At 65.8% G+C, this 25,013-nt stretch carries 21 protein-coding genes; 8 read left to right on the top strand and 13 right to left on the bottom strand.

Annotation, left to right across the window (positions count from 1 at the left end; all coding sequences use genetic code 11):
* Nucleotides 1–8: 8 nt before the first annotated feature.
* Genes E8F12_RS23445 through E8F12_RS23435 form a run of 3 tightly spaced genes read right to left on the bottom strand, consistent with a single transcriptional unit; the run spans nucleotide 9 to nucleotide 3,145 of the window.
* Complete coding sequence (locus E8F12_RS23445) at nucleotides 9–797, bottom strand: SDR family oxidoreductase (RefSeq protein ID WP_280327566.1); 789 nt, start codon at nucleotides 795–797, stop codon at nucleotides 9–11.
* Between the two features lie 57 nt (nucleotides 798–854).
* Nucleotides 855–2,036, bottom strand: a complete 1,182-nt coding sequence (locus E8F12_RS23440) for a sulfotransferase (protein ID WP_280327565.1) — start codon at nucleotides 2,034–2,036, stop codon at nucleotides 855–857.
* Nucleotides 2,033–3,145 carry a DUF1214 domain-containing protein gene (locus E8F12_RS23435; protein WP_280327564.1) on the bottom strand — a complete coding sequence of 371 codons (1,113 nt, stop codon included), beginning with the start codon at nucleotides 3,143–3,145 and terminating at the stop codon, nucleotides 2,033–2,035. Before E8F12_RS23435 ends, E8F12_RS23440 begins: the two co-directional genes overlap by 4 nt.
* A 291-nt stretch (nucleotides 3,146–3,436) precedes the next feature.
* Between E8F12_RS23435 and E8F12_RS23430 the strand changes: the two genes are divergently transcribed.
* The 5 genes from E8F12_RS23430 (at nucleotide 3,437) to E8F12_RS23410 (ending at nucleotide 9,541) form a co-directional block, all read left to right on the top strand.
* A complete protein-coding gene (locus tag E8F12_RS23430) occupies nucleotides 3,437–3,907 on the top strand; it encodes an SRPBCC domain-containing protein (protein ID WP_280327563.1) in 471 nt (156 codons plus the stop codon).
* Nucleotides 3,908–3,954: 47 nt separating this feature from the next.
* On the top strand, nucleotides 3,955–4,908 hold the full coding sequence (cysD, locus tag E8F12_RS23425; protein WP_280327562.1) for a sulfate adenylyltransferase subunit CysD: 954 nt from the start codon (nucleotides 3,955–3,957) through the stop codon (nucleotides 4,906–4,908).
* Complete coding sequence (cysN, locus tag E8F12_RS23420; RefSeq protein WP_280327561.1) at nucleotides 4,908–6,785, top strand: sulfate adenylyltransferase subunit CysN; 1,878 nt, start codon at nucleotides 4,908–4,910, stop codon at nucleotides 6,783–6,785. The genes cysD and cysN overlap by 1 nt, the downstream gene beginning before the upstream one ends.
* 226 nt (nucleotides 6,786–7,011) lie before the next feature.
* Nucleotides 7,012–8,175 (top strand): LuxR C-terminal-related transcriptional regulator, encoded by a 1,164-nt coding sequence (locus tag E8F12_RS23415; protein WP_280327560.1) that lies wholly within the window; start codon nucleotides 7,012–7,014, stop codon nucleotides 8,173–8,175.
* Nucleotides 8,176–8,374: 199 nt separating this feature from the next.
* A complete protein-coding gene (locus E8F12_RS23410) occupies nucleotides 8,375–9,541 on the top strand; it encodes a helix-turn-helix transcriptional regulator (protein ID WP_280327559.1) in 1,167 nt (388 codons plus the stop codon).
* A 240-nt stretch (nucleotides 9,542–9,781) separates the two neighbouring features.
* Here E8F12_RS23410 and E8F12_RS23405 read toward each other — a convergent pair whose 3' ends face one another.
* From E8F12_RS23405 to E8F12_RS23380, 6 genes are all read right to left on the bottom strand, one after another.
* Complete coding sequence (locus E8F12_RS23405) at nucleotides 9,782–11,350, bottom strand: FadD3 family acyl-CoA ligase (protein ID WP_280327558.1); 1,569 nt, start codon at nucleotides 11,348–11,350, stop codon at nucleotides 9,782–9,784.
* 64 nt (nucleotides 11,351–11,414) lie between these two features.
* Nucleotides 11,415–12,188 (bottom strand): SDR family oxidoreductase, encoded by a 774-nt coding sequence (locus E8F12_RS23400; protein WP_280327557.1) that lies wholly within the window; start codon nucleotides 12,186–12,188, stop codon nucleotides 11,415–11,417.
* 385 nt (nucleotides 12,189–12,573) lie between these two features.
* Complete coding sequence (locus tag E8F12_RS23395; RefSeq protein WP_280327556.1) at nucleotides 12,574–13,635, bottom strand: ferredoxin--NADP reductase; 1,062 nt, start codon at nucleotides 13,633–13,635, stop codon at nucleotides 12,574–12,576.
* Nucleotides 13,636–13,648: 13 nt separating this feature from the next.
* Complete coding sequence (locus E8F12_RS23390) at nucleotides 13,649–14,407, bottom strand: glucose 1-dehydrogenase (protein ID WP_280327555.1); 759 nt, start codon at nucleotides 14,405–14,407, stop codon at nucleotides 13,649–13,651.
* A complete protein-coding gene (locus E8F12_RS23385; protein ID WP_280327554.1) occupies nucleotides 14,404–16,080 on the bottom strand; it encodes an FAD-binding protein in 1,677 nt (558 codons plus the stop codon). The genes E8F12_RS23390 and E8F12_RS23385 overlap by 4 nt, the downstream gene beginning before the upstream one ends.
* Nucleotides 16,081–16,089: 9 nt before the next feature.
* The gene (locus E8F12_RS23380) at nucleotides 16,090–16,596 is read right to left on the bottom strand and encodes a flavin reductase family protein (protein WP_280327553.1); all 507 of its coding nucleotides are present in this window, start codon (nucleotides 16,594–16,596) and stop codon (nucleotides 16,090–16,092) included.
* Nucleotides 16,597–16,931: 335 nt separating this feature from the next.
* Here E8F12_RS23380 and E8F12_RS23375 point away from each other — a divergent pair, with 335 nt between their 5' ends.
* Together E8F12_RS23375 and E8F12_RS23370 are read left to right on the top strand one after the other, a co-directional pair.
* Nucleotides 16,932–18,116: a flavin-dependent monooxygenase gene (locus E8F12_RS23375; RefSeq protein ID WP_280327552.1), complete on the top strand. Its 1,185-nt coding sequence runs from the start codon at nucleotides 16,932–16,934 to the stop codon at nucleotides 18,114–18,116.
* Between the two features lie 276 nt (nucleotides 18,117–18,392).
* Nucleotides 18,393–19,526, top strand: coding sequence for an LLM class flavin-dependent oxidoreductase (locus E8F12_RS23370; RefSeq protein WP_280327551.1), 1,134 nt, complete (start codon nucleotides 18,393–18,395; stop codon nucleotides 19,524–19,526).
* 120 nt (nucleotides 19,527–19,646) lie between these two features.
* Here E8F12_RS23370 and E8F12_RS23365 read toward each other — a convergent pair whose 3' ends face one another.
* Entirely contained in the window at nucleotides 19,647–20,363 is a 717-nt protein-coding gene (locus tag E8F12_RS23365; RefSeq protein ID WP_280327550.1) for a gamma-glutamylcyclotransferase, read from the bottom strand.
* Between the two features lie 167 nt (nucleotides 20,364–20,530).
* Entirely contained in the window at nucleotides 20,531–22,633 is a 2,103-nt protein-coding gene (gene fusA / locus E8F12_RS23360) for an elongation factor G (RefSeq protein WP_280327549.1), read from the bottom strand.
* A 305-nt stretch (nucleotides 22,634–22,938) separates the two neighbouring features.
* Between fusA and E8F12_RS23355 the strand changes: the two genes are divergently transcribed.
* Nucleotides 22,939–23,655, top strand: coding sequence for an EthD domain-containing protein (locus tag E8F12_RS23355; RefSeq protein ID WP_280327548.1), 717 nt, complete (start codon nucleotides 22,939–22,941; stop codon nucleotides 23,653–23,655).
* A 64-nt stretch (nucleotides 23,656–23,719) separates the two neighbouring features.
* On the opposite strand, the gene E8F12_RS23350 is transcribed toward E8F12_RS23355, so the two are convergent.
* Nucleotides 23,720–24,010, bottom strand: coding sequence for a GYD domain-containing protein (locus tag E8F12_RS23350; RefSeq protein WP_280327547.1), 291 nt, complete (start codon nucleotides 24,008–24,010; stop codon nucleotides 23,720–23,722).
* A 134-nt stretch (nucleotides 24,011–24,144) separates the two neighbouring features.
* Nucleotides 24,145–24,975, bottom strand: coding sequence for a methyltransferase domain-containing protein (locus tag E8F12_RS23345; protein WP_280327546.1), 831 nt, complete (start codon nucleotides 24,973–24,975; stop codon nucleotides 24,145–24,147).
* Nucleotides 24,976–25,013: the final 38 nt, after the last annotated feature.

Raw genomic sequence — 25,013 nt, 5'->3', positions numbered from 1 at the left:
CCTTGCGCTCAGCGCATCAGTTCGCCGCCGTTGGCGTCCAGTTGTGCACCGTTGATGGCGCTGGCGTAGTCGGAGGCCAGGAACAACGCCGCACGGGCGCACTCCTCGTCGCCCGGCATACGCCCGCCGGGAATCCCCGAGCTGAATTCGGCACGCACCTGCTCCTCACTGACACCCCGCGCGGCAGCGGCTTCGCGCACATTCGCCTGCACCGGCTCGCCCCACATCCAGCCACAGGCCAGGCCGTTGACCCGCAGCCCATGCTCGGCCAGTTCTTGAGCGAGGTAACGCACCGCCACCGCCAGGGTGCCCTTGGAGATCGCATAGCCGCCGCCACCCGCGTATGGCTGGTGGACGCCCAGGGTATTGATCATCACGATGGCGCCAGCACGCTGGGCCTTCATCTGCGGCAGCACGGCGCGAGTCAGGTGCAATGAGCCGAACAGATTGACGTCCAGAGCCTCCTGCAGCAGATGGTCGGGGCAACTTTCCAGCGAGTCGAAGCCGCCATGGACATAGGCACTGTTGACCAGCGCATCGATGCGCCCGAAGCGCTCCACGGTGGCCTTGGCGAAAGCCTGGCAGGCCTTGGCATCGCTGACGTCGGTGGGCATCCAGAGCACCTGGCAGTCGGCATCGACGGCGCGGATGCGTTCTTCCGCCTCGCGCAGGCGCGCTTCATTGCGGGCGCAGATCGCCACGGCGCGGGCGCCTTCGCGGGCCGCCTCGAGGGCGAGCTTGATGCCCATGCCGGGGCCGATACCGGAAATCATCACAACCTTGTCTTTCAGCAGCATGTTCAGTTCCTCTTGTTGTTATCGATCTGCTTTTCGTAGGAGCCCGCTCCGGCTTGTTCAGGCCAGATGGCGCGCGCGGTATTCGCCGTAGTCGCGTTGCAGGCGCGCCTCGTCGAGGCCGAAGGAGGCCGGGTCGTAGTGATGCGCCGCGCGCTTGTCGCGGCCATTGCGCGCCAGCCAGTCGTTCATCGACTCACGCACGCCGGGGCTCAGCGCCAGGCCGGCGAAGCGGTAGATGCGCTCCACCACGCCGAGCGGGTCGTTGACGGTGTCCTCGAAGCGCACATCGAGGAAGGCGCCTGCCGGCATGCCGTCGCGCACCTTCATCGTGTGGCGCAGGGCGCGGGCCATGCGCGTGCTCCATTGTTCGCCGACCTGGGCCGGGTCGGCCTGGTCGCTGTAGATCTGCCAGAGGGTGTGGATGAAGCTGGCCAGCGACGGGATGGTCTTGCCCGGATCGCGGTGGGTGAGGATCACCTGGGCGCGTGGGAAGACCTTGAACAGCAGCTCCAGGGTGTGCAGGTGCTGCGGGCTCTTCAGCAGCCAGCGACGACCCGGCGCGATGCCGCGGCGGCCCTGCTGCCATTGCAGGAACTGCAGCATCTTCTTCAGGTAGGCATAGACCTGGGCCTGGTCCTGGCGATCGAGCCAGGCGGTGTAGGCCGGTACGTTGACGTAGGAATCCATGGCGCAGAGGAAGCTGTGCTCCATGAGCATGAACTCTTCGTCCGGCTGCTCGGCATCCAGCGGGTGGATGGCAAGGATCTGCGGCACGAACTCGACCATCGCGGCGACCTCGGCGCGCGCCCGTCCGATGCGCTCCGTCGGCTGTTCCAGGGCTTCCCCGGGCAGCGGCGCCGGGTAGCGGGTTTCCCACCACTGCGCCTTGCTGAATTGCGGGTCCACCGCGAGCACGCGCTGCAGCAGCGTGGTGCCGGTGCGCGGCAGGCCGACGATCACCAGCGGATCATCGACGGGCTGCTGGAGAATTTCCGGGTGGCGCTTGCAGTGGTCCTCGATCACGAGGCGGTTGGCCAGTTGCGCCACCAGCTTCTCGCGCAGCAGGGCCGTGCCCTGGGCAGACAGGCACGCTTCTTCGCGCAGGGAACGCTCCAGCACCTGCAGGGCTTCGCGGAAATCGCCGGGGCCGAAGTCGTCGAGGCCGCCGGCACGGGCGCTGGCCTCGGCCAGCAGGCTACCGGGGGCGAAGACGTCGTCCGGCGTCATGGTGTGACTCATAGCAGCTCCTTGAGGTGGTCGAGCTTGACCACGCGGGTGGTGGGGTGAACCGGCTGCTTGGCGCCAACCCAGCGCAGGCAGAGGGTGCCGTCGGCATGGCCGGCGGTTTCCAGCCAATTGGGCAGGCCGGGGTCGCGGTGGCTCAGCACCATGCGCACGCCACCGCGCGCGTCCGTCTGCGCCGAATGCTTGTTCAGGCAGATGAGGTGGTGGCGGTAGTCGAGGGATTCCATCCAGTAGTTGTTGATCTGCAGGTTCCAGAAGTCGCAGTCCGGCACCTGGTCGACTTCGATCAACAGCGCCTCGTCGTCCGCGAGGGACCAATAGCTGTGGTAGTAGAAGATGTTCGGGTCACCGCCCACGGCCTGACATAGCGCCTGGTCCGCCGGTGGCAGCTGATTGGTGTGGGCCTGATAGCCCTGAGCCCAATCGGCGAACAACCGCGAGGTGTTCTCGACGAAACTGGCGACCCGCCCCAGGCTCTGGTGCAAGCGCTCGGCACTCAGCGGCACGGGTTGCTGGCGGCTGTCCAACCGTTCGATGCGCAGCTGCGCGGGCTGCTCGCTGGAACGATCGAGGAAGGTCTGACGGACAATCAGCGCATTGCTCTCGGGCTCCAGACGAACCCAGTTGCCCTCTGCGGGCGGTTCCTGGCTCAGGGTGATTTCGAAGCTGCCATCGGCCTCAAGTTTTAGCTGGCTGGCGTCGATGAAGCCGGTCTGGGTCATCTTGCCGTCGCTTTCGTAGCCGCCCTTCTGGGTGCCGAAGCTGAGGTAGGACACGCTGCCGCGACGACCGCTGACGCGGTATTGGCGCTCGCCGTTCAGGCGTGCGTACTGGTAGAGGTTGTCCGGATTGTCCGCGCCGATCTTGGCCGTCTCATGGGACGGCGAGAAAAAGCCCGGGAAGTCCGGGTCGGCGAATTCCAGATGCATTTCCAGGGCAATGCGCAGCAGACGCGTGAGGTAGCGATACCCCTCGGCGCGGGTATGCGCATCGCTGGGGGCCTCGGCCCGCAATATCTGCTCGCCACAACGCTTGAGCTGGTCGCAGAAATCGCTCCAGACCTGCCCGCTGCACACCTGTTGCTCGACGTTCTCGGTCGTCATCTCGGTCTCCTCTGGTCCGGCGGATGGCCCGCCACTGCGGAAACCTTAGGGAGATGGGCGGGGAGGATTCTTCGTCTGGGCGGACTAAAACCTCGATAAGACACACCGCGGGTTCGTAGGATGGGTGGAGCCTGCGATACCCATCGCCCGCCTTTGATGGGTATCGCTCCGCTCCACCCATCCTACGGTTCTAGTCCACCCGGACGAGGAAGCGGCAGCGGCGTGCGCGGAGCATCAGCCGGATCGGTGCCGCGCCGTGCGGTGCTGCCTGTGACCCGAGGAGTCTCCCCGATGCCTGAAGAAAAAAATCTGGTCCGCTCGCTGACCGTGGATATCGCCGCCCCCGCCGAACTGGTCTGGTCGGTGCTGGTTGATCTGGAACGCTACCCGCAGTGGAATCCGTTCACCGTCAAGGTGGAGTCCAGCCTGCGAATGGGCGAGCCGGTGAACCTGTACCTGCCCAACCCCGCCAGCCCCGGCGAGCTTGTGCACGTGATCGAGCAACTGGTGGCCTTCGACCCGCACCGCCTGCTCTCGTGGGAGATGTTCGCCAGTGCCGACAACCCCGATGCCGCCCGTCGCGACCAGGTGATCGAAGCCACCGGTCCGGAAAGCTGCCGCTACTACACCACCGACCAGTTCCTCGGCCCCACCGCCGACCAGGTGATGGAGCTGCACGGCCCGTGGGTCAAGCAGGGCTTCGATGCGGTCGCCCTGGCGGTGAAAGCGCGGGCGGAATCCCTGTTCGGCGCCAGCCACTGAAACCTTGTCCGGTTAGACGAAGAACCCGAAGCGACGCATTCCCTACCGTGGAAAAAAGCCGGCCCGCCCCATGCGGCGCCGGCTCCACCCAACGGAGGCAAGCGATGCTGACACACCTACAACGACTGGAAGCGGAAAGCGTCCAGATCATCCGCGAAGTGGTCGCCGAGTGTGAGAACCCGGTGATGCTCTACTCCATCGGCAAGGACAGCGCAGTCATGCTGCACCTGGCGATGAAGGCCTTCGCCCCGGGCAAGCCGCCCTTCCCCCTGCTACACGTGGACACCACCTGGAAGTTCCGCGAGATGATCGCCTTCCGCGACCAGACCGCCGAGCGCCTCGGCCTGGAGCTGCTGGTGCACGTCAACCCGGAAGGCCTGGAGCGCGGCATCAACCCCTTCACCCACGGTTCGGCGCTGCACACCGACCTGTGGAAAACCCAGGGTCTGAAGCAGGCCCTGGACCATTACGGCTTCGACGCGGCCTTTGGCGGCGCTCGCCGCGACGAGGAAAAGTCCCGCGCCAAGGAACGGGTGTTCTCGATCCGTTCCGAGCAGCACCGCTGGGACCCCAAGCAGCAACGCCCGGAACTCTGGCGCCTGTACAACACGCGCAAGCGCAAGGGCGAAAGCCTGCGGGTGTTCCCGCTGTCGAACTGGACCGAGCTGGATATCTGGCAATACATCTACCTCGAGCAGATCCCCATCGTGCCGCTCTACTTCGCCAAGGAGCGCCCCGTGGTGCGCCGCGACGGCACGCTGATCATGGTCGATGACGAACGTCTGCCATTGCTGCCCGGCGAGACGCCCGAGCTGCGCAAGGTGCGCTTCCGCACCCTCGGCTGCTATCCGCTGACCGGCGCCATCGACAGCGAGGCCGACAGCCTGCCGGCGATCATCCAGGAGATGCTGGTGAGCCGCACCTCCGAACGCCAGGGGCGGCTGATCGACAGCGATTCGGCCGGTTCCATGGAGAAGAAAAAACAAGAGGGCTATTTCTGATGAACGCCATGACCGACCTGGATCACTACCTGCAGCAGCAACAGCGCAAGGACTTGCTGCGTTTCATCACCTGCGGCAGCGTCGACGACGGCAAGAGCACCCTGATCGGGCGCCTGCTCTATGAATCGAAAGTCCTCTTCGAGGACCAGCTCGGCCAGCTCGAGGCCGACTCGAAGAAGCTCGGCACCCAGGGCGAGGAGCTCGACTTTGCCCTGCTGGTGGATGGCCTGGCCGCCGAGCGCGAACAGGGCATCACCATCGATGTCGCCTACCGCTTCTTCGCCACCGACAAGCGCAAGTTCATCGTTGCCGATACCCCCGGCCACGAGCAGTACACCCGCAACATGGTCACCGGCGCCTCGACCGCCGACCTCGCGGTGATCCTCATCGACGCGCGCCAGGGCATGCTGGTGCAGACCCGCCGGCACAGCTACCTGGTGTCGCTGCTGGGCATCCGCAAGGTAGTGCTGGCGGTGAACAAGCTCGACCTGATGGACTACTCGCAGGAAGTTTTCGAGCGCATCGAGGCCGAATACCGCGCCTTCGCCGCGCAGATCGGCCTGCACGACATCCAGTGCATTCCGCTCTCCGCGCTGCGCGGCGACAACATGCTCGAACCCAGCGCCAACACCCCCTGGTACAAGGGCCCGAGCCTGCTCCAGCACCTGGAGGAAGTGCCGCTGGAAGAAGCCCAGCAAAGCAACGCGGCGTTCCGCCTGCCGGTGCAGTGGGTGAACCGGCCGAACCTGGACTTCCGTGGCTACTGCGGCAATATCGCGGCCGGCAGCATTCGCGTCGGTGAGCGCGTGCGTGCCCTGCCCTCCGGCCAGCAGAGCGTGGTCAGCGGCATCTTCGGCACCGCCGGCGAGCAGCAGGAAGCCCGCTGCGGCCAGGCGGTGACCCTGACCCTGGCCGACGAGATCGATATCAGCCGCGGCGACATGCTCGCCCTCGCCGACGCGCCGCCGGCGGTGGCCGACCAGTTCGAAGCGACCCTGGTGTGGATGGACGAGGAGCCGATGCTGCCGGGCCGCCCGTACCTGATGAAGATCGGCTGCCGCACGGTCGGCATGAGCTGCGCCAACCTCAAGCACCGGGTCGATGTGAACAGCCTGGAACACCTGGCGGGCAAGACCCTCGAGCTCAACGGCATCGGCGTCTGCAACCTGCACCTGGACCGGCCGATCGCCTTCGATGCCTACACCGACAACCGCGACACCGGCGGCTTCATCGTCATCGACCGGCTGAGCAACCGCACGGTCGGCGCTGGCATGCTGCACTTCGCCCTGCGCCGCGCGCAGAACGTGCACTGGCAGGCGATCGACGTCAACCGCGAGGCCCACGCCGCGCTCAAGGGGCAGACACCCCGCATCCTCTGGTTCACCGGGCTCTCCGGTGCCGGCAAGTCGACCATCGCCAACCTGGTCGAGCGCAAGCTGCACGCCCTCGGCCGGCACACCTACCTGCTCGATGGCGACAATGTGCGCCATGGCCTGAACCGCGACCTGGGGTTCACCGAGGCCGACCGGGTGGAAAACATCCGCCGGGTGGCGGAGGTCGCCAGGCTGATGCTCGACGCGGGGCTGATCACCCTGGTTTCGTTCATCTCGCCGTTCCGCGCCGAACGCGACATGGCCCGCAGCCTCGCCGGCGACGGCAATTTCCTGGAGATCTACGTCGACGCGCCCCTGGCCCTGGCCGAGCAGCGCGACCCCAAAGGCCTCTACCAGAAGGCGCGGCGCGGCGAGCTGAAGAACTTCACCGGCATCGACTCACCCTACGAGCCGCCGCAAGCGCCGGATATCCATGTCGACACCGGAAGTGAATCGGCCGAGGAGGCCGCCGAACGCATAGTCGAGCGGTTGCTGGAACCGTAGGTTGGTGCTGAGCCTGCGAAGCCCAACGATCCGGGGCACGTTGCGCGCGCCATGTTGGGCTTCGCTCCGCTCAGCGCCAACCTACGAAAGCGCGGAGACCTGACGATACCGACCACGCCCATCCAGGAATACGGCGGCCACTAGGCCAAACGGACGATTTGCCCAGGGTCCAGGCCGCCTAATACTCGCCCCATCCAGCCCGACAACCACAACAAGAGAGGCGAGGATGCACGACCTTCGACTTGCCCATGAACTCGCGGGTATCAGCGCCCCGGATCTCAGCGAGCTGCTGGCGCTGACCTACCGCGGTCCGCTGGAACCCACGCCCTGGTCCAGCCTGCTCGACGCGCTGCGCCAGCGCTTCGACGCGAGCTACCTGACCCTGGTGCTGCGCAACCCGGCCCACGAACGCCCGGGGCTGATCGTCAACGCCTCGATTCACGGCCCGCACCTGCCGGGCGAGCCCTCCTACAGCGAGCACTACTACTCCATCTGCCCCTTCCTGGACTGGCCCGTCGACCAGATCGCCAGCGCCGACCAGGTGATTGGCACAGAACACTGGCTGGCCCACGACTTCTACCAGAGCTACCTGCGCCCGCTCGACCTGCGTCATGTGCTGGTGGCCAACATGCGCACGGCGGCCGGCATGCATTGCGCACTGTTCGCCTGCCGGGGTCACGCCGGAGAGGACTTCGATGCCGCGGAAATGGCCCTGGTGCGCATCCTCCTGCCACACCTGCAGCAGGCTGTGGACCTGCATTCGACCGTCGACCAGCTGGACTCCGAGCGCCTGCTCTATGCCGCCACCATCGACCGCCTGCTGGTGGGCACGGCCATTCTCGACACGACCGGCAAGGTGATGCGTTGCAACCAGGCGGCGCAACACCTGTTCGACTCCCGCGACGGTCTCGAATGCCGCCAGGAAAAGCTCCACGCCTTCGCTGGCCAGGACAACCGCAACCTGCAACGGGCTATTGGCGCTGTCCTGCAGCACCACCAGCACGGCAAGGAAGACTGCATCGAGGTGCTGACCCTGGCGCGGCCGACGGGGGAGGTGCCGCTCAATGTACTGCTGCGCCCCATCGCCCTGAACTACGAGGGCCAGGGCAACGCGCGGCGGCCAGCCGTGGCGGTGTTCATCCGCGACCCCAGCGACTCGCCACAAGCCTCGCGGCGCCTGCTGCGCAGCCTGTTCCAGCTGACCCGCACCGAAACCGAGGTGGCGATGCTGATGATGGACGGCCTGACCCTCGACGAATGCGCCGAGCGCCTCGGCGTATCGCGCAATACCGTGCGTGCGCACCTGCGCGGGGTGTTCGCCAAGACCGGCGCGACCCGCCAGGCGCAGCTGGTGAAGACCTTGCTGAACAGCGTTGCGTCGCTGGCGTGAACGCATCTCCGTGCGGTAATCGATACAAAATAAGCAGTTGGTCAGGCATAGGCTGAATCACCGGCCAGGTGGGTGATAAAACGCCTAGCCCATCCGAACGATGAGCGGGCCGACCATCCGGGCGACGCTGTATGCCCGGACCAGCTGATTTCCGCGACCGAGCCTGACTTTCGCGGTGCCTGAAGGGTGAACAACAACTATGAATGCATCCGACTTTTCGCTCGATGATCTCAGCCAGCTCATCGAACGGATCTATGAAGGGGCCAGTGAAGAACTGCCCTGGCAGCGCAGCCTCGAGCAGCTGCGAACGGCTCTACGGGCCAATTACGTCACCCTGATCCTGCGCCCCAGCGCGCCTGGGGACCCGGGTTTCATGGTCAACGCGGGTCCTGTCGAGACCTGGGCGATATCCGCCTACAGCGACACCTACTACGCCCTCGACCCCTTCGTCGGCCTGCCGCCCGGCGAAGTCCATACGGTGGCTGAACTGCTCGGCGAGGAGCGCTGGCTGCAATCGGCCTTCTACCAGCAGTTCAATGCGCCGCTGGATGTGTTCCACATCATGGGCGCCGACCTGCACACCCCGAATGGAATCGAGTGCCGCCTGCGCATCTGCCGGCCGCACGGGGACAAGGGGTTCAATGCCCGGGACAAGGCCTTCTGCGCACGCCTGCTGACGCACCTGCGGCGGGCCGTCAATCTCCAGGGCCAGCTCAAGCGCACTGAAACGGAACGCCAGCTCTACGCTTCGGCCGTCGAGCGCATGCAGATCGGCACGGTGATCCTCGACAACAATCTCCAGGTACTGGAAACCAATCAGGCCGCCTGCGAATTGCTGGACGAGAGTGATGGCCTGAGCCTGGTCAACGAACGCCTCAGTGCGACCTACCGGCGCGACAACCAGGCCTTGCAGGGCCTGATCAAACTGGCCCTGCAAGAGCGCCTGAAGCCGGGCCCGCAGATTGCGGAAGCCATCACCCTGCAGCGGCCATCCGGACGCAACAGCCTGGGTGTGGTGGTGCAGAGCCTGCCGCGCGAGGAAAGCCTGGAAGGCAGGCACCCGGCGGTCGCGGTGTTCCTGCGTGATCCGGAACGCCGGGTGACCGTGGAGCCACAATCACTGCGTCAGCTGTTCGGCTTCACACCGGCCGAGGCCGCCCTGGCGATCCAGTTGGCCCATGGCGACACACTGGACGAGGCCGGTGCCCGGCTGAATATCCGGCGCAACACCGTGAAGGCCCACCTGCGGGCGATCTTCTCCAAGGCCGGGGTCACCCGCCAAAGCGAGCTGGCCTACGTCCTGCACAACAGCGTGGCCGTCCTTGGCGGCAGCACCCTGGGCGACGAACGCGCCAGGGTCCTGTAGGCCGAGTGGGCGGCGTGCCCCTTCGCCGCCCCCTTCGCCAGACTGCTACGGAGTGTCGTGGAACCTTTGTTGTGGGGGCGAATTTATTCGCTAAGGGCTGTGCAGCAGCCCCAAGCTGGCTCCAGGCCGAACCTGCGGTCCGGTTCGCGAATGAATTCGCCCCCACAGAAAAGCGGCAAGCCTTCTGGCCCCACCCGCGGCCGAGACCCCGGTCCGGTGCGCGCAGCGCACCCTACCGCCTTACACCGCCATCTTGCGCAGGGCGTCCTTGGTCACCTTGCCGGCGGCATTCAGCGGCATCGCGTCGAGCAGCAGCGCGCGGCGCGGCACCTTGTAGTTGGCCATCTGCTCGCGGCACCAGGCGAGGAACTCGCCGGTGTCCAGCCGCTGGCCGGCGGCGGGCAGGAGGAAGGCCATGGCCACTTCGCCCAGGCGCTCGTCGGGAATACCGATCACCGCTGCCTGCGCGACGCCCGGATAACGCAGGATCACCTGCTCGATCTCCGCCGGATACACGTTGAAGCCACCGGTGATGAACATGTCTTTGAGGCGGTCGGTGATGCGCAGGTAGCCGTCCTCGTCGAGCACGCCGACATCGCCAGTGTGCAGCCAGCCATCAGCATCGATGGCCTCAGCCGTGGCCTCGGGATTATTGAAATAACCCTTCATCAGGTTATAGCCGCGCACCAGTAGCTCCCCGGGCTCCCCGGTCGGCACCGGGTTACCGGCGCCATCCACGCAGCGCACTTCCACGTCAGGGAAAGCGCGGCCCGAAGTGGTTGCGATCCGTTCTGCGGAATCCCCCGGACGGCAGATGGTGACGAAGCCGCAAGCCTCGGTCAGACCGTAGGCGGTGACGATGGTCTCGAAGCCCAGCTCGCTGGCCATGCGCCGCACCATTTCCACCGGCACCGAAGCGGCGCCCGTCACCGCTACACGTAAGCTGGAGAGATCGTACTTCTGGCGATCGGGGTGGCTGAGGATCGACTGATACAGCGTCGGCGGACCGGGCAGCACGGTAATGCGCTCGCGCGCGACGCGCTCCAGCATCACCGGTACGTCGAACACCTGCTGCGGCAGGATGCAGCAGCCGCGCATCAGCGCCGCCAGCCAACCGGCCTTGTAGCCGAAGCTGTGGAAAAAGGGATTGACGATCAGGTAGCGGTCGCCCTGACGCAGGCCGACCATGGCGCTCCAGTCGCGGACGATGCGCAGGTTCTGGCCATGGGCGGTCATCACGCCCTTCGGCTTGCCGGTGGTGCCGGAGGTGAACAGCAGGTCGGACAGGCTGTGCTCGTCGACCTCCGCCTCGCGCACCGCCAGCTCCGCCGGCGAGACTTCGGCGCCCAGGGCCATGAAAGCATCCCAGCCCAGGCAGCCCTCCGCATCGCCGCGCAGGCAGATGCGCCTGCGCAGTTCCGGCAACGCCTCGCCGGACAGCAGCGCCGGGTAGTCGGTGCCGAGGAACTGCCCGACGACGAACAGGAGGCTGGCGCCGCTCTCGCGCAGGATGAAGCCGGCCTCGGCCCCCTTCATCCGCGTGTTCAACGGCACCAACACGGCGCCCACACTCTGCAAGGCGACGGCGGCGACTATCCACTCATGGATGTTCGGCGCCCAGATGGCCACCCGCTCGCCCACCCGGATTTCCAGCGCCAACAGGGCGCGGGCGGCCTGACGGCGCAGCTGGTCGAGCTGGTGGTAACTGATGCGGGTGTTCTGGTCCTCGATGGCCATGGACTCGCCGTAGCGGGTCGCGGCGGCGGCCAGCAGTTCAGGGATGGTCAGGGCGCATTCCAGGTTGGGCATGGGCTTTTCTCGGGCGCGAGGGAACGGCGGCCGGCGGGAGCAGGCCGCGGGAATGGCTGGGGATTCAGGCTTGCGGCGGCGCGAAGCGACGTCCGGCGGAGAAGCCGCCGTCCACAGCGATCATCTGGCCGCTGACGAAGGAGGCATCGTCCGAAGCGAGGAAGAGCGCGACGCTGGCCACCTCGTCCGGACGTCCGGCACGGCACAGCATGTGCTGGGAGGCGAAGTAGGCGTGGAACTCCTTCTGCTCCTTGACCATCTGCGTCATGGGGGTGTCGATCAGCCCGGGGCACAGGCCGTTGACGCGGATATTGGCGTAACCGTAGTCGATGGCCATGGAGCGGGTGAGCTGGCTGATCCCGCCCTTGGCGGTGTTGTAGGCGGCGTTGCCGTCGCAGCCCTGGAGGCCGAAGATCGAGCCGAAGTTGATGATCGAGCCACCCTTCTGCGCGAGCATGGGTACCAGGGCGTACTTGCTGGTGAGCATGCTGCCGGTGAGGTGGATATCCAGCACCCGGCGCCACTCCTCGGTGGTCGTCTCGGTGATGCTGCCCCGGCTGGCGATGCCGGCAGCGTTGACCAGCGCGTCGATGCGGCCGAAGCGTTTCACCACTTCGTCCATCACGGCCTGCACCCTGTCCTCGTCACGCACGTCCAGGGTCATGAACAGCGGGGCCGGCTGCAGCCCTTCCAGGCTAGCGGCAGCCTCAGGGCGCGGCTCGCCCATATCCAGCCCGACCACCTGTGCGCCTTCCTCGGCGAAACGGCGGACGCAGGCCAGGCCGATACCCGATGCGGCGCCGGTGATGACGGCGACCTTGTTCGCAAGACGTGCCATGGTTCTTCCTCGCTCTTGTTCTAATGGGAGTGGAGCCTGCGCCGCAGTCTAACCCCGGTGGGTTAGCCTGTTGATCGTCCATTGAGACTACGCCCAGGCTCATTGCGGGAGCGATTTCAATCGCGAAAGCCGCATAGCGGCCGTAGGGTGGATCACGCTTTACCGATCCACCACCGGCGCCCACCGGAAACACCGCCGGTGGAAGTGAAAAGCGACTTCCACCCTACACGCTACAAAGCTGGGCCGTAGGGTGCGCTGTGCGCACCAATTCCGGGATCGGCTTCATCCTGCTAGCCCGGGCAAAAAAAATGCCCGGCCAAAGCCGGGCATAAAGGCACAGACATACACGCTCAATACCTCCCGTCAGGGCGGCAGGACCCGGCTGTCACTCCGGGAACCTCAGCTTCAGCCGCGCGCTGCCCGGGCGGCCCTGGCATGCCAGGGTCCAGCCTTCGGCCAGTTCGGCGGGGCTGAGAATATCGTTGCGGGAAAGGACCACCTCGCCCTCCTCCACCTTGCACATGCAGGCGCCGCAGAAGCCCTCCTCGCAGGAGTAGGGCGCATCGAGGCCGGCGTTGCGCATGCTCTGCAGCAGCGTCTCGCCAGGCTGGGTAGACACCTCGCTGAGCTGGCCATCCAGTTCCACCAGCAACTGCTCCAGCACGGCGCTAGCCGGCGACGGTGCGTCTTCCACCACGGCATCCGGATCGGGCGGCGACACGAAGCGCTCCACATGGATGCGATCCATGTCCTCGCCCGCTGCCAGCAGAGCCCGCTCCACGGTATCCATGAAGGGTCCCGGCCCGCAGATGTAGAACTCCGCGCCGGCGTGGCCACGCACCAGCTGGCGTACCTCGCCCTCAGTAAGGAAGCCCTGCACCGAATCCAGTACATGGATCACTTCCAACTGGTCGACGTGAGCCTTGGCCAGGGCCTTCAGCTCATCGCGGAAGATCACCGAAGACTCGTCGCGGTTGGCGTACACCAGTTTGATGCGGCGCCGGCTGGTCTTCAGCGCCGACTTGAGGATGGAGAACACCGGGGTGATCCCCGAGCCGCCACCGAACAGCACCAGGTCATGCTCGCCGGTGCGCAGATGGAAATGTCCAGCCGGCGGCAGGACTTCCAGCAGGTCACCAGCACGTACCTGTTCATTGAACCAGTTGGACACCCGGCCACCGTCCACCCGCTTGATGGTGACCTTCGGCAGGGTGTCGCAGTCCGGCGAACTGGACATGGAATAGCAGCGCGTCAGCCGCTTGCCGCCGACCATTACGCGGAAGCTGAGGAACTGCCCCGCCTTGTAGCGGAAGCGCTCCTCCAGCCCCGCCGGAACCCGTAGCACGACGGAACGGCTGTCGTGGGTTTCGGCGATCACCTCGGCCACTTCCAGCTGGATGGCGCCGGACTGCTGGTTTTCGATCACGATTGGCTGCGCGCTGCCCATGTCCATCTCCGGATCAAATCAGGCCGCTGATGGTCTGCGCATTGTCGATGCGCAGCTCGCTGCCGTTGATAAAGCGCGACTCGTCCGAGGCGAGGAAGAGCACCAGGTTGGCGATGTCGCGCGGGGAGCACATGCGGTTCTTCGGGTCCTGGTCCAGCACGTCCTGCGGCACGTTCTGGAGGCCCGTCAGCGGCTGGGTCATCGGCGTGTTGATGCCGTCCGGGTGCACGCTGTTGCAACGGATGCGGTAGCCCTGCTGCTTGCAGTGCAGCGCGACGGAGCGGGTCAGGGCGGCCACCGCGCCCTTGGAGGCGGAGTAAGCGCAGAAGGCCGGCATGCCACCCAGGGCGGCTACCGAGGACATGTTGATGATGGAGCCGCCGCCGCTGTCCTTCATCGCCGCGATGGCGTGCTTGCAGCCGAGGAAGTAGCCGTCGCTGTTGACCCGCTGGATCTTCTGCCAGAGCTCCAGGCTGGTGTCCTCGATGCTGGCCAGGGCCAGGATGCCGGCGTTGTTCACCAGCACATCAAGGCGACCGAAGGTTTCCAGGGTGACCTTGATGACATTCTGCCAGTCGGCTTCGCTGGAAATGTCCTGACGGACGAACACAGCGTTCGCACCGATCTCCGCAGCCACCTGGCGACCGGCCTCGTCGTTGAGGTCGGTGAGCACCACTTTGGCCCCTTCGCTGGCCAGCAGCAGCGCATCGTCGCGCCCCGCACCACTGGCGGCGCCGGTGACGATGCAAACCTTGCCTTCGACTCGTTTCATTGTTGTTCTCCTTGGGAAGACTTGGCGGCGCGGACCAGGCCGGCCACATGGGCGCCGACACGACGCCCGGAGTAGACACAATCGGCCAGGGACAGGCCGGACACGTAGAAGTTGGAAGCGACGCCCACCGCATTGCGACCGGCGCTGTAGAGGCCAGGCACCGGCTGCCGGTCCTCACCCAGCACCTGGCCGCTGCCCTCGCAGACACGCAGGCCGCCCAGGGTGATGACCGGACAGGGGTAGAGCGCGCTGTCGAAAGACAGGTCCAGCGCATACCAGGGCCCCTGTTCCAGGGACGCGAGGAAACCGGCGGACTTGCCCCAGGCATCTTCGCGCTCGCCACGGGCCGCCGCGTTGTAGGCCACCAGGGTCTGCTCCAGCGCCGCACGCGGCAGGCCGGTGCGCTCGGCGAGCTGACTGAGGGTCTTGCCGCGGCGCGCGTTGAACAGCAGGTTGAGCAGCGCCGGCAGTCGCTGGAAGGACCAGACCTTGCCCGGCCCGATCTGCGCAAAGGCGTCCTTGTACAGGGCCCGGTTGATGATCAGGATGGCCCGGCCACCCTGTTCTTCCACCATGGCGTGGCCGAGCTTGGCGCCATAAACCTCTTCATTGCAGTAACGCTGCCCGGCGGCATTGACTATCACGCCACGGGCCCAGGCCAGCGGCGGATTGATGAAACGCCAGGCGCTGGCCCTATCCATCCGGCCCATGGCGCCCCCGGCGCTGTTGCCCAGGCGGATGCCGGCGCCGTCGCAGCCGCTGGTGCCCAGCGGCAGTCCACCGAGATAGCGCGGCGCGTGTACGGTCAGCATCGCCTGGTTGAAGACGAATCCGCCCGCACTGAGCAGGACACCGTGATTCGCACGGATCAGGCGCCGCTCGGCATGGGCCAGCTCCAGCTCGCGCACCTTGCGGCGCAGGCGCTCGGCCAGGGGCGGCGAATAGGGATGCAGCGCATCGGTCCAGCGAGCCAGGCGCGCATGGCGCTTCGCCGCCCGGCTACCGGTCGGGAGTTCCCATGCCTCGACGCCGATTACTCGGCCAGAGGCGTCCAGCACCAGGCGGCGTACTTCGCACTGGGTGCGCAGGCGCACGCCCTGCCCCAGGGCGCTGGACTTGAGCGGCGCGTAGAAGTTGTAGCCGGACATGCCCTTGCCCAGGGCCCGGTGTCCACGGGGCGCCGGCCGCGCCTGACGGGCGTAGCTCGGCACGGCCTCGTTGCCGGAGTAGTAGAGGAAGTACTGGTCGCTCGGGTAGGAGGTTTTCACCGGCGGCACGCTGCCCTCGAAACCGGCCCCCTGGCGCTGCAGCCAGGCCAACTGATCCCGGCTGCGTACGCAGAAGTCCCGCAAGGTGTCCGCGGAAACGGCGTCACCGACCTCCTGGCGCAGGTAGTCGAACATGGCCTGGGGCGAATCCTCGACGCCGGCAGCGGCCTGCTGCGGCGTACCGCCGCCGGCATAGACCACGCCGCCACTGCGCGCGGTGGCGCCGCCTCCGGCGAAGCGCTCCAGCGCCAGCACCGAGGTACCTTGGCCACGCGCCTCCAGGGCCGCGCATACGCCCGCGCCGCCGAAACCGACCACCAGCAGGTCAGCGCTGTCATCCCACTTCACCTGCCCGGGATCCGCCACCCGCAGAGGTGCATCCGGATGCTGCTGCATCGCCGTCATCGCGAGTCCTCAGCCGGCCACGGCCAGGGATGAGGCGGTGGTGGTATAGGTCCCGTCGAGATAGACCAGCGGGCTGATTTCGGCGCTGTTGTGAATCTCGACGATGCGGCCGATGAAGACGGTATGGGTGCCGTAGCTGAACTTGCCGTCCTGCTGGCAGAGGATGGCCGACTGGGCATCGCCCAGGTAGGGAATGCCGCCGGAACTGTTGCGCCAGTCGCCACGCTGGAAGCGCGCCTCACCCTTCACCGGGCCGCTGCACAGGTGAGACAGCTCTTCCTGTTCCAGGCCGAGGATGTTCACGCAGAAGTCCGCCCCGGCATCCAGCACGGCGTGCAGGGACGCGGTGCGGTTCACGCAGATCAGCAGGGACGGCGGCTCGGTGGAGAGCGAATCCACCGCCGTGGCGGACATGGCGAAACGTTCTTCGCCGTTGCTGGTGGTGATGATGGTCACGGACTTGGCCAGACGACGCATCGCCTGGAGCATTTCGCCTTTCAGATCGGCCTGGCTCATCGCACTGCCCTCTTGTTGTTCTCAAGTGCTGCCGATTCTTCGCCAGGGCGGCGGGGTCAACATCGTCCGAGGGGACTAGTTTGATCGCCTTGGCCAGGGCCGCTTTTCCTGTGGGGGCGAATTCATTCGCTATGCAGGCCGCAGGCCTGCCCTGCGGCCTTGCAGGTGGCAGCTGCGCTGCCATTCGCGAATGAATTCGCCCCCACAAAAATCAGGCCGTGCCGATTCCCATCTCCGCCCTCGCCATATGGTCCGTTTGGAGGATGCTCGCGCCATTGCCCGTTGTTTGAATGCGCGGCGATAGGTGGAAAAGCCTTCAACAGGAGAACAACAAGATGCTCGACCACGACCTGATCCGCCAACGCCTGAAACAACGAGCCCGCGAGCTGGTGCCGGTGCTGCGCGAGCGCGCGCCGCTGGCCGCGAAGAACGGCCTGCTGGCCGAGGAGACCATCCGCGACTTCCAGGAGGCGGGCTTCTTCCGCATCCTCCAGCCGGCACGCTGGGAGGGTTACGAGCTGGAGCCCAAGGACTTCTTCGAGGTGCAGATGACCCTCGCCGAAGGCTGCATGTCCTCGGCCTGGGTGCTGGGCGTGGTGGCCATCCACAATTGGCAGCTGGCACTGTTCGACGACCGCGCCGCGCAGGATGTCTGGGGCCAGGACTCGAGCGTGCTGATCTCCTCTTCCTATATGCCGGTAGGCAAGGTGACCCGCGTCGACGGCGGCTTCCGCCTGAGTGGCCGCTGGGGCTTCTCCTCCGGCAGCAAGCACTGCCAATGGGCCTTCCTCGGCGCCATGGTGCCGCCGGAGAAGGAAGGCGACGGCCCGGACTACCGCACCTTCCTGGTACCCCGCCACGACTACAGCATCATCGACAACTGGGATGTGATGGGCCTTGAGGCCACCGGCTCCCACGACGTGCTGGTGGAAGACGTGTTCGTGCCCGAGTACCGCACCCACCGCTCCATCGACGGCTTCATGCAGAACAGCCCCGGCAATGCGGTGAACACCGCACCGCTGTTCCGCTTGCCGTTCGGCCAGATCTTCGTCCGCGCTGTGTCCTCGTCCACCATCGGCGCCTTGCAGGGTGCCATCGACCTGTTCATCGAGGCCAACAAGGGCCGCGTGGGCGTCAACGACGGTCGCAAGATCATCCAGGACCCCGGCGCCCAGACCGCCCTGGCCAATGCCATGGTCACGGTGGACGAATGCCGCACGGTGCTGCTGCGCAATTTCGAGCTGATGATGCAGCGCGCCAATGCCGGCGAGGCGCTGACCATGTCCGAGCGGGTGAAGATGCGCTACGACTCGGCCATTGTCCCGGACAAGTGCGCCCAGGCGGTGGAAGCCCTGATGTACAACAGCGGCGCCTCCACCATCTTCCGCAAACACGGCATCAACCGTGCCTTCCGCGATATCCACACCGGCCGCGCCCACGTGGCCAACTGTCCGGGCAAGTACGCGCTTAACCTGGGCGGAGTGAGCATGGGGCTGGACAGCACCGATTACTTCCTCTGAGCACCTTGCCGGCCCCGGTGACGTAGGGCGGATCACGCTTCACCGATCCACCATCGGCGATGGGATCAACACCGATGGTGGACATGAAAAGCGATGTCCACCCTACGAAAACCATATGGCCTCCCGAGACGCCCGCCCTGCGCGGGCGTCGTGCTTTCCGGCGGATCAAGATGACTAGTCTTTTTGGAGGATTCCGGCTCTTCTCCGATCCCACACCATGCGCCCAAGGCCCGGAATTACGGGTCGACTGAACCAAGAACAACAAGGGCCAAGCGCATGAAATTCTCCCTGATCTACGAGGCACAGACGATCGACAGCAGCCGCGAAGGCGACCGTCGCATCTTCGACGAAACCGTCGAGCAGGCCGTGCTCGCCGACAAGCTCGGCTTCGACAACTTCTGGTGCGTGGAACACACCGCGCTGACCAACTACTCGCACATGTCCGCTCCGGAAACCATGCTCGCCTTCGTCGCCGGCAAGACCGAGCGCATCGGCATCGGCCATGGCGTGGTCTGCCTGCCGCCGGCGATGAACCACCCGGTGAAGGTGGCCGAGCGCATCGCTACCCTCGATCTGCTGTCCAAGGGCCGCGTGCACTTCGGCGTGGGCAAGGGCGGTACCCAGCAGGAGGCCGGCACCTTCGGCTACGACCTGGCCACCCTGCAGCCGCAGATCGACGAAGCCATGTACCTGATCCCGAAGATGTTCGTGCAGGACGAGATCGAACATAACGGCGACTTCGTGAAGATTCCCAAGCGCCCCATCCATCCCAAGCCCTACCAGGACCCGCACCCGCCGATGTACCTGGCCTGCACCAACACCGAGTCGCTGAAGAACGCCGGCGGCCGCGGCATGGGCGCCCTGGTGCTGGGCTTCGGCGGCCCCGAGGAAATCGCCAAGAAGGTCGCCATGTACCACGAGGCCTGGGACAACCGTGACGAGAAGAACCAAGTGGGCTTCCGCCCCAACCGCCATATCGCCGCGCTGTGCCCGGCCATCGTCCTCGACGACAACGAGAAGGCCCGCCATATCGGCATCCGCGGCCAGCGCTACTTCATGGAGTCCCTGGCTTACTGGTACGCCGGCGGCGAGCGCCCGGACCCGGAGAAGTGGAAGGACGACACCTTCGTCGATGGCAACGGCCAGGCGGTGATCAAGTCGCGCTTCGCCTCCGAGGAGGTCAAGGTGGACTTCTCCGACCCGACCATGGCGATGATGAACCCCAACCATGCCTACGGCACCGTGAACGACTGCATCGGCTACGTGCAGCGCCTGATCGACGCCGGCGCCGACGAGATCCTCTTCATCTGCCAGATGGGCACTGTACCGCAGTGGGCCCAGCTGGAGACCCTGAAGAACATCGGCGAACACGTGATTCCCCACTTCCGCAAACAGAACGGACTGACCTGAGCAGCGGGAGTGTGGAATGAAAAACGGGCCCTACGGCCCGTTTTTCTTTTGGGACGGCACGACCGTGGGCTGGCTTTTCCTGTAGGGGCGAATTCATTCGCCTCTACAGAAACAACAGGATCATCCACCACCCGACAGGTAGTCCTCGATCTCGCGCGCCACCAAGCCCTGGATACGCCACAGGTTGCGATCGCGGATGCCGTGCTCCTCCAGCATGGTCACGGTCCGATACAGGTACTGGGCGGCCGATCCCCAGTGGCCGGCCGCACGGGCCAGGACATGGGCGACGCTTTCCGGCGGCAACTTTCCCGCATAGGCGTTGCCTTCACGCGCGGCGACGAAGGCCAGGGCCCTGACGACGCCGGCCGCTGTCTTCACCGGAATCCAGCGCGGGATATTGGTGGGCGGGTTCGCGTCGATTTCCCGCATCAACAATTGGCCCAGCTGCTTGAAATGGTCCTGGGCCGGCAGCCTGTAGAGCACACCCTTGCAGCTTCCGCCCCGGTCCAGCGCCAGCATCAGCGCCGGCAGTTCGCGGGTGCCGCGCCAACGCGTGAGCTTGAGGCAGAACGAGCGGTGCCATCCGTGGGCGGTGGCGCGCAGGCTTTCGATCACCTCGAACTCAGGGTTCCAGATCAGCGAGCCGTAGGCGAAGACCCAAAGTTCCCTTGGCGTGTATTCCCGCAGCAGGGATTCCACCATGGCGTCGAACTCCGCCTCGGTATGTTCGTGGGTCCCTGGCTCCGGTCCGGGATCGGGCTCGAATCGTTCGACCCGTGCCACCAGGTCGGCAGTCAGTCTTCGTTGTTCGACAGGTAGGATTCGCTTGTCGTCCATCTCTGCGGTTCCTGCACGGACCACCTACTGCACTGGGAACGGCTTCATGTTGTAGGAGCGAATTCATTCGCCAAGGGCCGCGCAGCGGCCCACTTTCGACCTTGCAGGGCAGGCCTTCGGCCTGCTTGGCGAATGAATTCGCCCCTACAAAGGAACCGGTCAACCGCTCAACCCGACCTCTTGACGATGGCGTCGGCAATGCTCGCCGGGGCCTCGGCGTAGCGGGCAAACTCCATGGAGAAGCTGGCGCGGCCCTGGGACATGGAGCGCACGTCGGTGGCGTAGCCGAACATCTCGCCGAGGGGTACTTCGGCGCGAATGATCTTGCCGGACAGACCGTCCTCCATGCCGTGGATCAGGCCACGGCGGCGGTTGAGGTCGCCCATGATGTCGCCCATGTATTCCTCGGGCGTCACCACTTCCAGTTTCATCACCGGCTCCAGCAGCACCGCACCGCCCTTCTGCGACAGCTGCTTGGTGGCCATGGAGGCGGCGATCTTGAAGGCCATCTCGCTGGAATCCACGTCGTGGAACGAGCCGTCGAACACCGCAGCCTTCAGGCCCAGCAGTGGATAGCCGGCGATCACGCCGTTCTTCATCTGCTCCTCGACGCCCTTCTGGATGGCCGGGATGAACTCGCGGGGAATGGCGCCGCCGACCACTTCATTGACGAACGCCAGGCCTTCCTCGCCTTCGTCCGCCGGGGCGAAGCGAATCCAGCAGTGGCCGTACTGGCCGCGGCCGCCAGACTGGCGGACGAACTTGCCCTCGATCTCGCAGGTCTTGCGAATGGCTTCGCGGTAGGCCACCTGCGGCTTGCCGGTGTTGGCCTCGACGCTGAACTCGCGCTTCATGCGGTCGACGATGATGTCCAGGTGCAACTCGCCCATGCCGGAAATGATGGTCTGGCCGGTTTCCTCGTCCGTCTTGACCCGGAAGGACGGGTCTTCCTGGGCCAGCTTGGCCAGCGCGATCCCCATCTTTTCCTGGTCGGCCTTGGTCTTGGGTTCGACGGCGATGGAGATCACCGGCTCGGGGAAGTCCATGCGTTCCAGCACGATAGGCTTGTTGAGGTCGCACAGGGTATCGCCGGTGGTGACGTCCTTCATGCCGATCAGCGCGGCGATGTCGCCGGCGCGTACTTCCTTGATCTCGGCGCGGTGGTTGGCGTGCATCTGCACCATGCGGCCGACCCGTTCCTTCTTGCCTTTCACCGAGTTGAGCACAGCATCGCCGGAGTTCAGTACCCCGGAGTAGACGCGAATGAAGGTCAAGGTGCCGACGAAGGGGTCGGTGGCGATCTTGAAGGCCAGGGCCGAGAAAGGTTCGCTGTCGTCGGCGTGGCGTTCGTCTTCCTTCTCCGGGTGGTCCGGGTGGGTGCCGCGGATGGAGGGGATCTCGGTCGGCGCCGGCAGCAGCTCGACCACCGAGTCGAGCACCAGCGGCACGCCCTTGTTCTTGAAGGAAGAGCCGCACACCGCCGGCACCACTTCGCAGGACAGGGTGCGGATGCGCAGGCCGGTCTTGATCTCGTCCTCGGAGAGGTCGCCCTCGTCGAGGTATTTGGTCATCAGCTCTTCATTGGCCTCGGCCGCGACCTCCAGCATCACGTTGCGCCAGTGCCGGGCCTGGTCCAGCAGTTCGGCGGGGATGTCCTCCTCGCGGGGATTGGCACCCTGGTCGGTGTCGTTCCAGTAGATGGCCTTCATGCGGATCAGGTCGATCTGGCCGTGGAAGTTCTCCTCCTGGCCGATGGGCAGCTGGATGGGCACCGGGGTATGGCCGAGGCGCTTCTTGATCTGCTCCACAACGCGCAGGAAGTCAGCGCCGGCGCGATCCATCTTGTTCACGTAGGCAATGCGCGGCACATGGTACTTGTCGGCCTGGCGCCAGACGGTCTCGGACTGCGGCTCCACGCCGTCGGCGCCGCTGAACACCACCACTGCGCCGTCGAGCACGCGCAGGGAGCGCTCGACCTCGATGGTGAAGTCGACGTGGCCGGGGGTGTCGATGATGTTGATGCGGAATTTCTCCAGCTGCTTGCGCGAGCCGGTCCAGAAGGCGGTGGTAGCCGCCGAGGTGATGGTGATGCCGCGCTCCTGCTCCTGGACCATCCAGTCCATGGTCGCGGCGCCGTCGTGCACCTCGCCCATCTTGTGGTTGACCCCGGTGTAGTAGAGAACCCGTTCGGTGGTGGTGGTCTTGCCGGCATCCACGTGGGCCACTATGCCGATGTTGCGGTAATGGCTGATGGGGGTTGTACGGGCCATGGCAATCACCTCCGTGCGGGTTTATAGGTTGGGGCTAGGCCGCACGCCCGCCGGCGGCACCAGGCGGCACCGACTCGGAACTGGAAAGTTGTGGGCGGCGAAAGACCGGGCGGCCCTGCCGTAAGGGCATGGCGCTGCCTATGGCCGGCACCTCCCCCTCCTCTAACGCTAGCACCGCCACCGCCAGGGCACCGGCCGCTCATCCGCTAGTCCGCCCGGACGATGCATGGCCGGGCGCCGCACGGCATGGTCTGCCTGCCCGGCCGAATACCGGCCATCTTCACTGCCCAATGAGGGACCTTGCCGTGGAAAAGATCATCTACACCCTGTGGCGCGCCCCAGAGTACAGCCTCGACGCCTTCGCCGAACACCTGCGCGGCGCAGTTGCTGAGCGTCTCTTCGCCCTGGGCGCCCGAGGCCTGCAGTTGAACCTGGCGGATGCCGATGTGGCCCCCGCCGCCGGCCTGCGCCAGGAGAACAACCGGCCGCTGCCGGACGCCACCCTGTCCCTCTGGGTCGACAGCGCCAACACCGAGTCCCGCCGCCCGTTCGACGCTGTGCTCACCGAGGTCTCGAGCCGCCAGGCGGCCTATCTGGTGTGCGAATCGGTAGCCATTCGCAATACCCGCTTCCCGGCCCACCCCGGCCAGCGTACCCACGGCTTTTCGCAGATCGCCTTCCTCAGCTGCCCGCCGCGCCTGACCCGGGAGGCCTGGCTGGATATCTGGCGCAATCACCACACCCGGGTGGCCATCGACACCCAGGACAACTTCCTCTACGTGCAGAACCTGGTGGTGCGCGCCCTGACCCACGGCGCCACGCCGCTGGATGCCATAGTCGAGGAAGCCTTCCCGCCGGCCGCCATGACCGATCCCATGGCCTTCTTCGATGCGGTGGGCGACGAGGCGAAGTTCCAGAAGAACCTGGCGGCGATGATGGACAGCTGCAACCGCTTCATCGACTTCGACAGGATCGATGTACTGCCCACCAGCCAGTACCTGCTGAAAGTGGCTGCGGGCTGACGGGAACAGGCCGGTGCCGGGCATCCCTTGCCTGGCACCGCCCTGGATAGCGATCTACCGCGCGTTACGACAGTTTGCCCACGATGCCCCGGAACTCCTGCTCCGAGTATCCGCGCAGCGTCTGGGTCCTGACGTTGCCCAGCATGCCGACTTTCAGCAGCAGCGTGGTCGCAGCTTCGTCGGTCCCTTCGACGACCAGCACGATGTCGTAGTTGCCCACGGTCCAATAGGCCGCCTTGACCGAAACACCGAGCTGCTCGGCCATGGCCTTGAAGGCCAGGAAGCGCTCTGGGGAATCCTTGACGGACCGGATGCCCTGGTCGGTGAAGTTGGCAAGCGTGATGTACGTAGCCATTCTCTAGCTCCTGTTCAGGTTGCTGGATGGCGGCCGCCGCTTCGGAAACCATCATCTGGAGAGTGGCCGCCCCCTCGCCAGATCTGCCTTCCGCACATTGAATCTCCCGGCCCGATGCGGGCCCCATCTGGTGTTCAGGCAACCCAGCCGCACTCCGCGCTGTCGCCCTTGTGGGCAGTAATGACGAGAGCCGGCATGGCGAAAGCGACCGAGCCATCGGTTGCGGCAAAACCTCGCAGCGCCGGCTCCGCTTCCTGCCGCAACCACGCGAACTGCCCTTCGTCGAGCATGCCGCCAAGGGTCCACACGCAGGCTCGCTCGGTGGAGATCAAGGCGTCGATGGAGGGAAATCGCACCGTTCCCTCGTGCCGCATGACCTTGGCATCGGTGATACCCGCCTCGCTGCAGAGCGCCAGCAACAATCGCTCGTCGCCGAGCACGAAAGGTGCGCGGAACGCATTGGCCACCTGGTCGCCGAATAGCCGCTGCAACAGCTTGGCGAGAGCGGCGTAGCCGGGCGAGTGCTCGAGCCCGTCGCACACGGCGATGGCGAGGTTCCCGCCGGGCCGCAGCACACGGCACATTTCCCGAAGGGCCGCTGGCCGGTCGTCGAAGAACATGAAACCGAACTGGCTCACGACTGCATCGAAACTCGCGTCAGGAAACGGCAGGGCTTCGGCCCGCCCTTCCAGCCACTCGATGGACGCCGATTTGCGCCGGGCCACGGCGAGCATCTCCGCATTGGCATCGAGCCCCACCACCTCGGCCTCGGGTCCGGCACGCTCGGCCGCAGCACACGCCAACACCCCGGTACCACAGGCCACATCGAGCACCCGCTGGCCGGAAGTGATGCCGGCCTCGGCAGCCACCCGCGCGCCCCACTGCTGGAACAGGGCCGGAACGAAGAATGCCTCATACACCTCGGCAGGGGAGCGGTCGGCCCGCCCGTTTTCATGCTTGACCATTCGACACCTCCCGTCGCTGCCCGGGCCCATGCGGCCGG

This window comes from Pseudomonas sp. BN102 (genome assembly GCF_029871245.1).
Classification (GTDB): domain Bacteria; phylum Pseudomonadota; class Gammaproteobacteria; order Pseudomonadales; family Pseudomonadaceae; genus Metapseudomonas.
The sequence above is the reverse complement of the archived record's forward strand: the minus strand, read 5'-3'. Positions and strand labels throughout refer to the sequence as shown.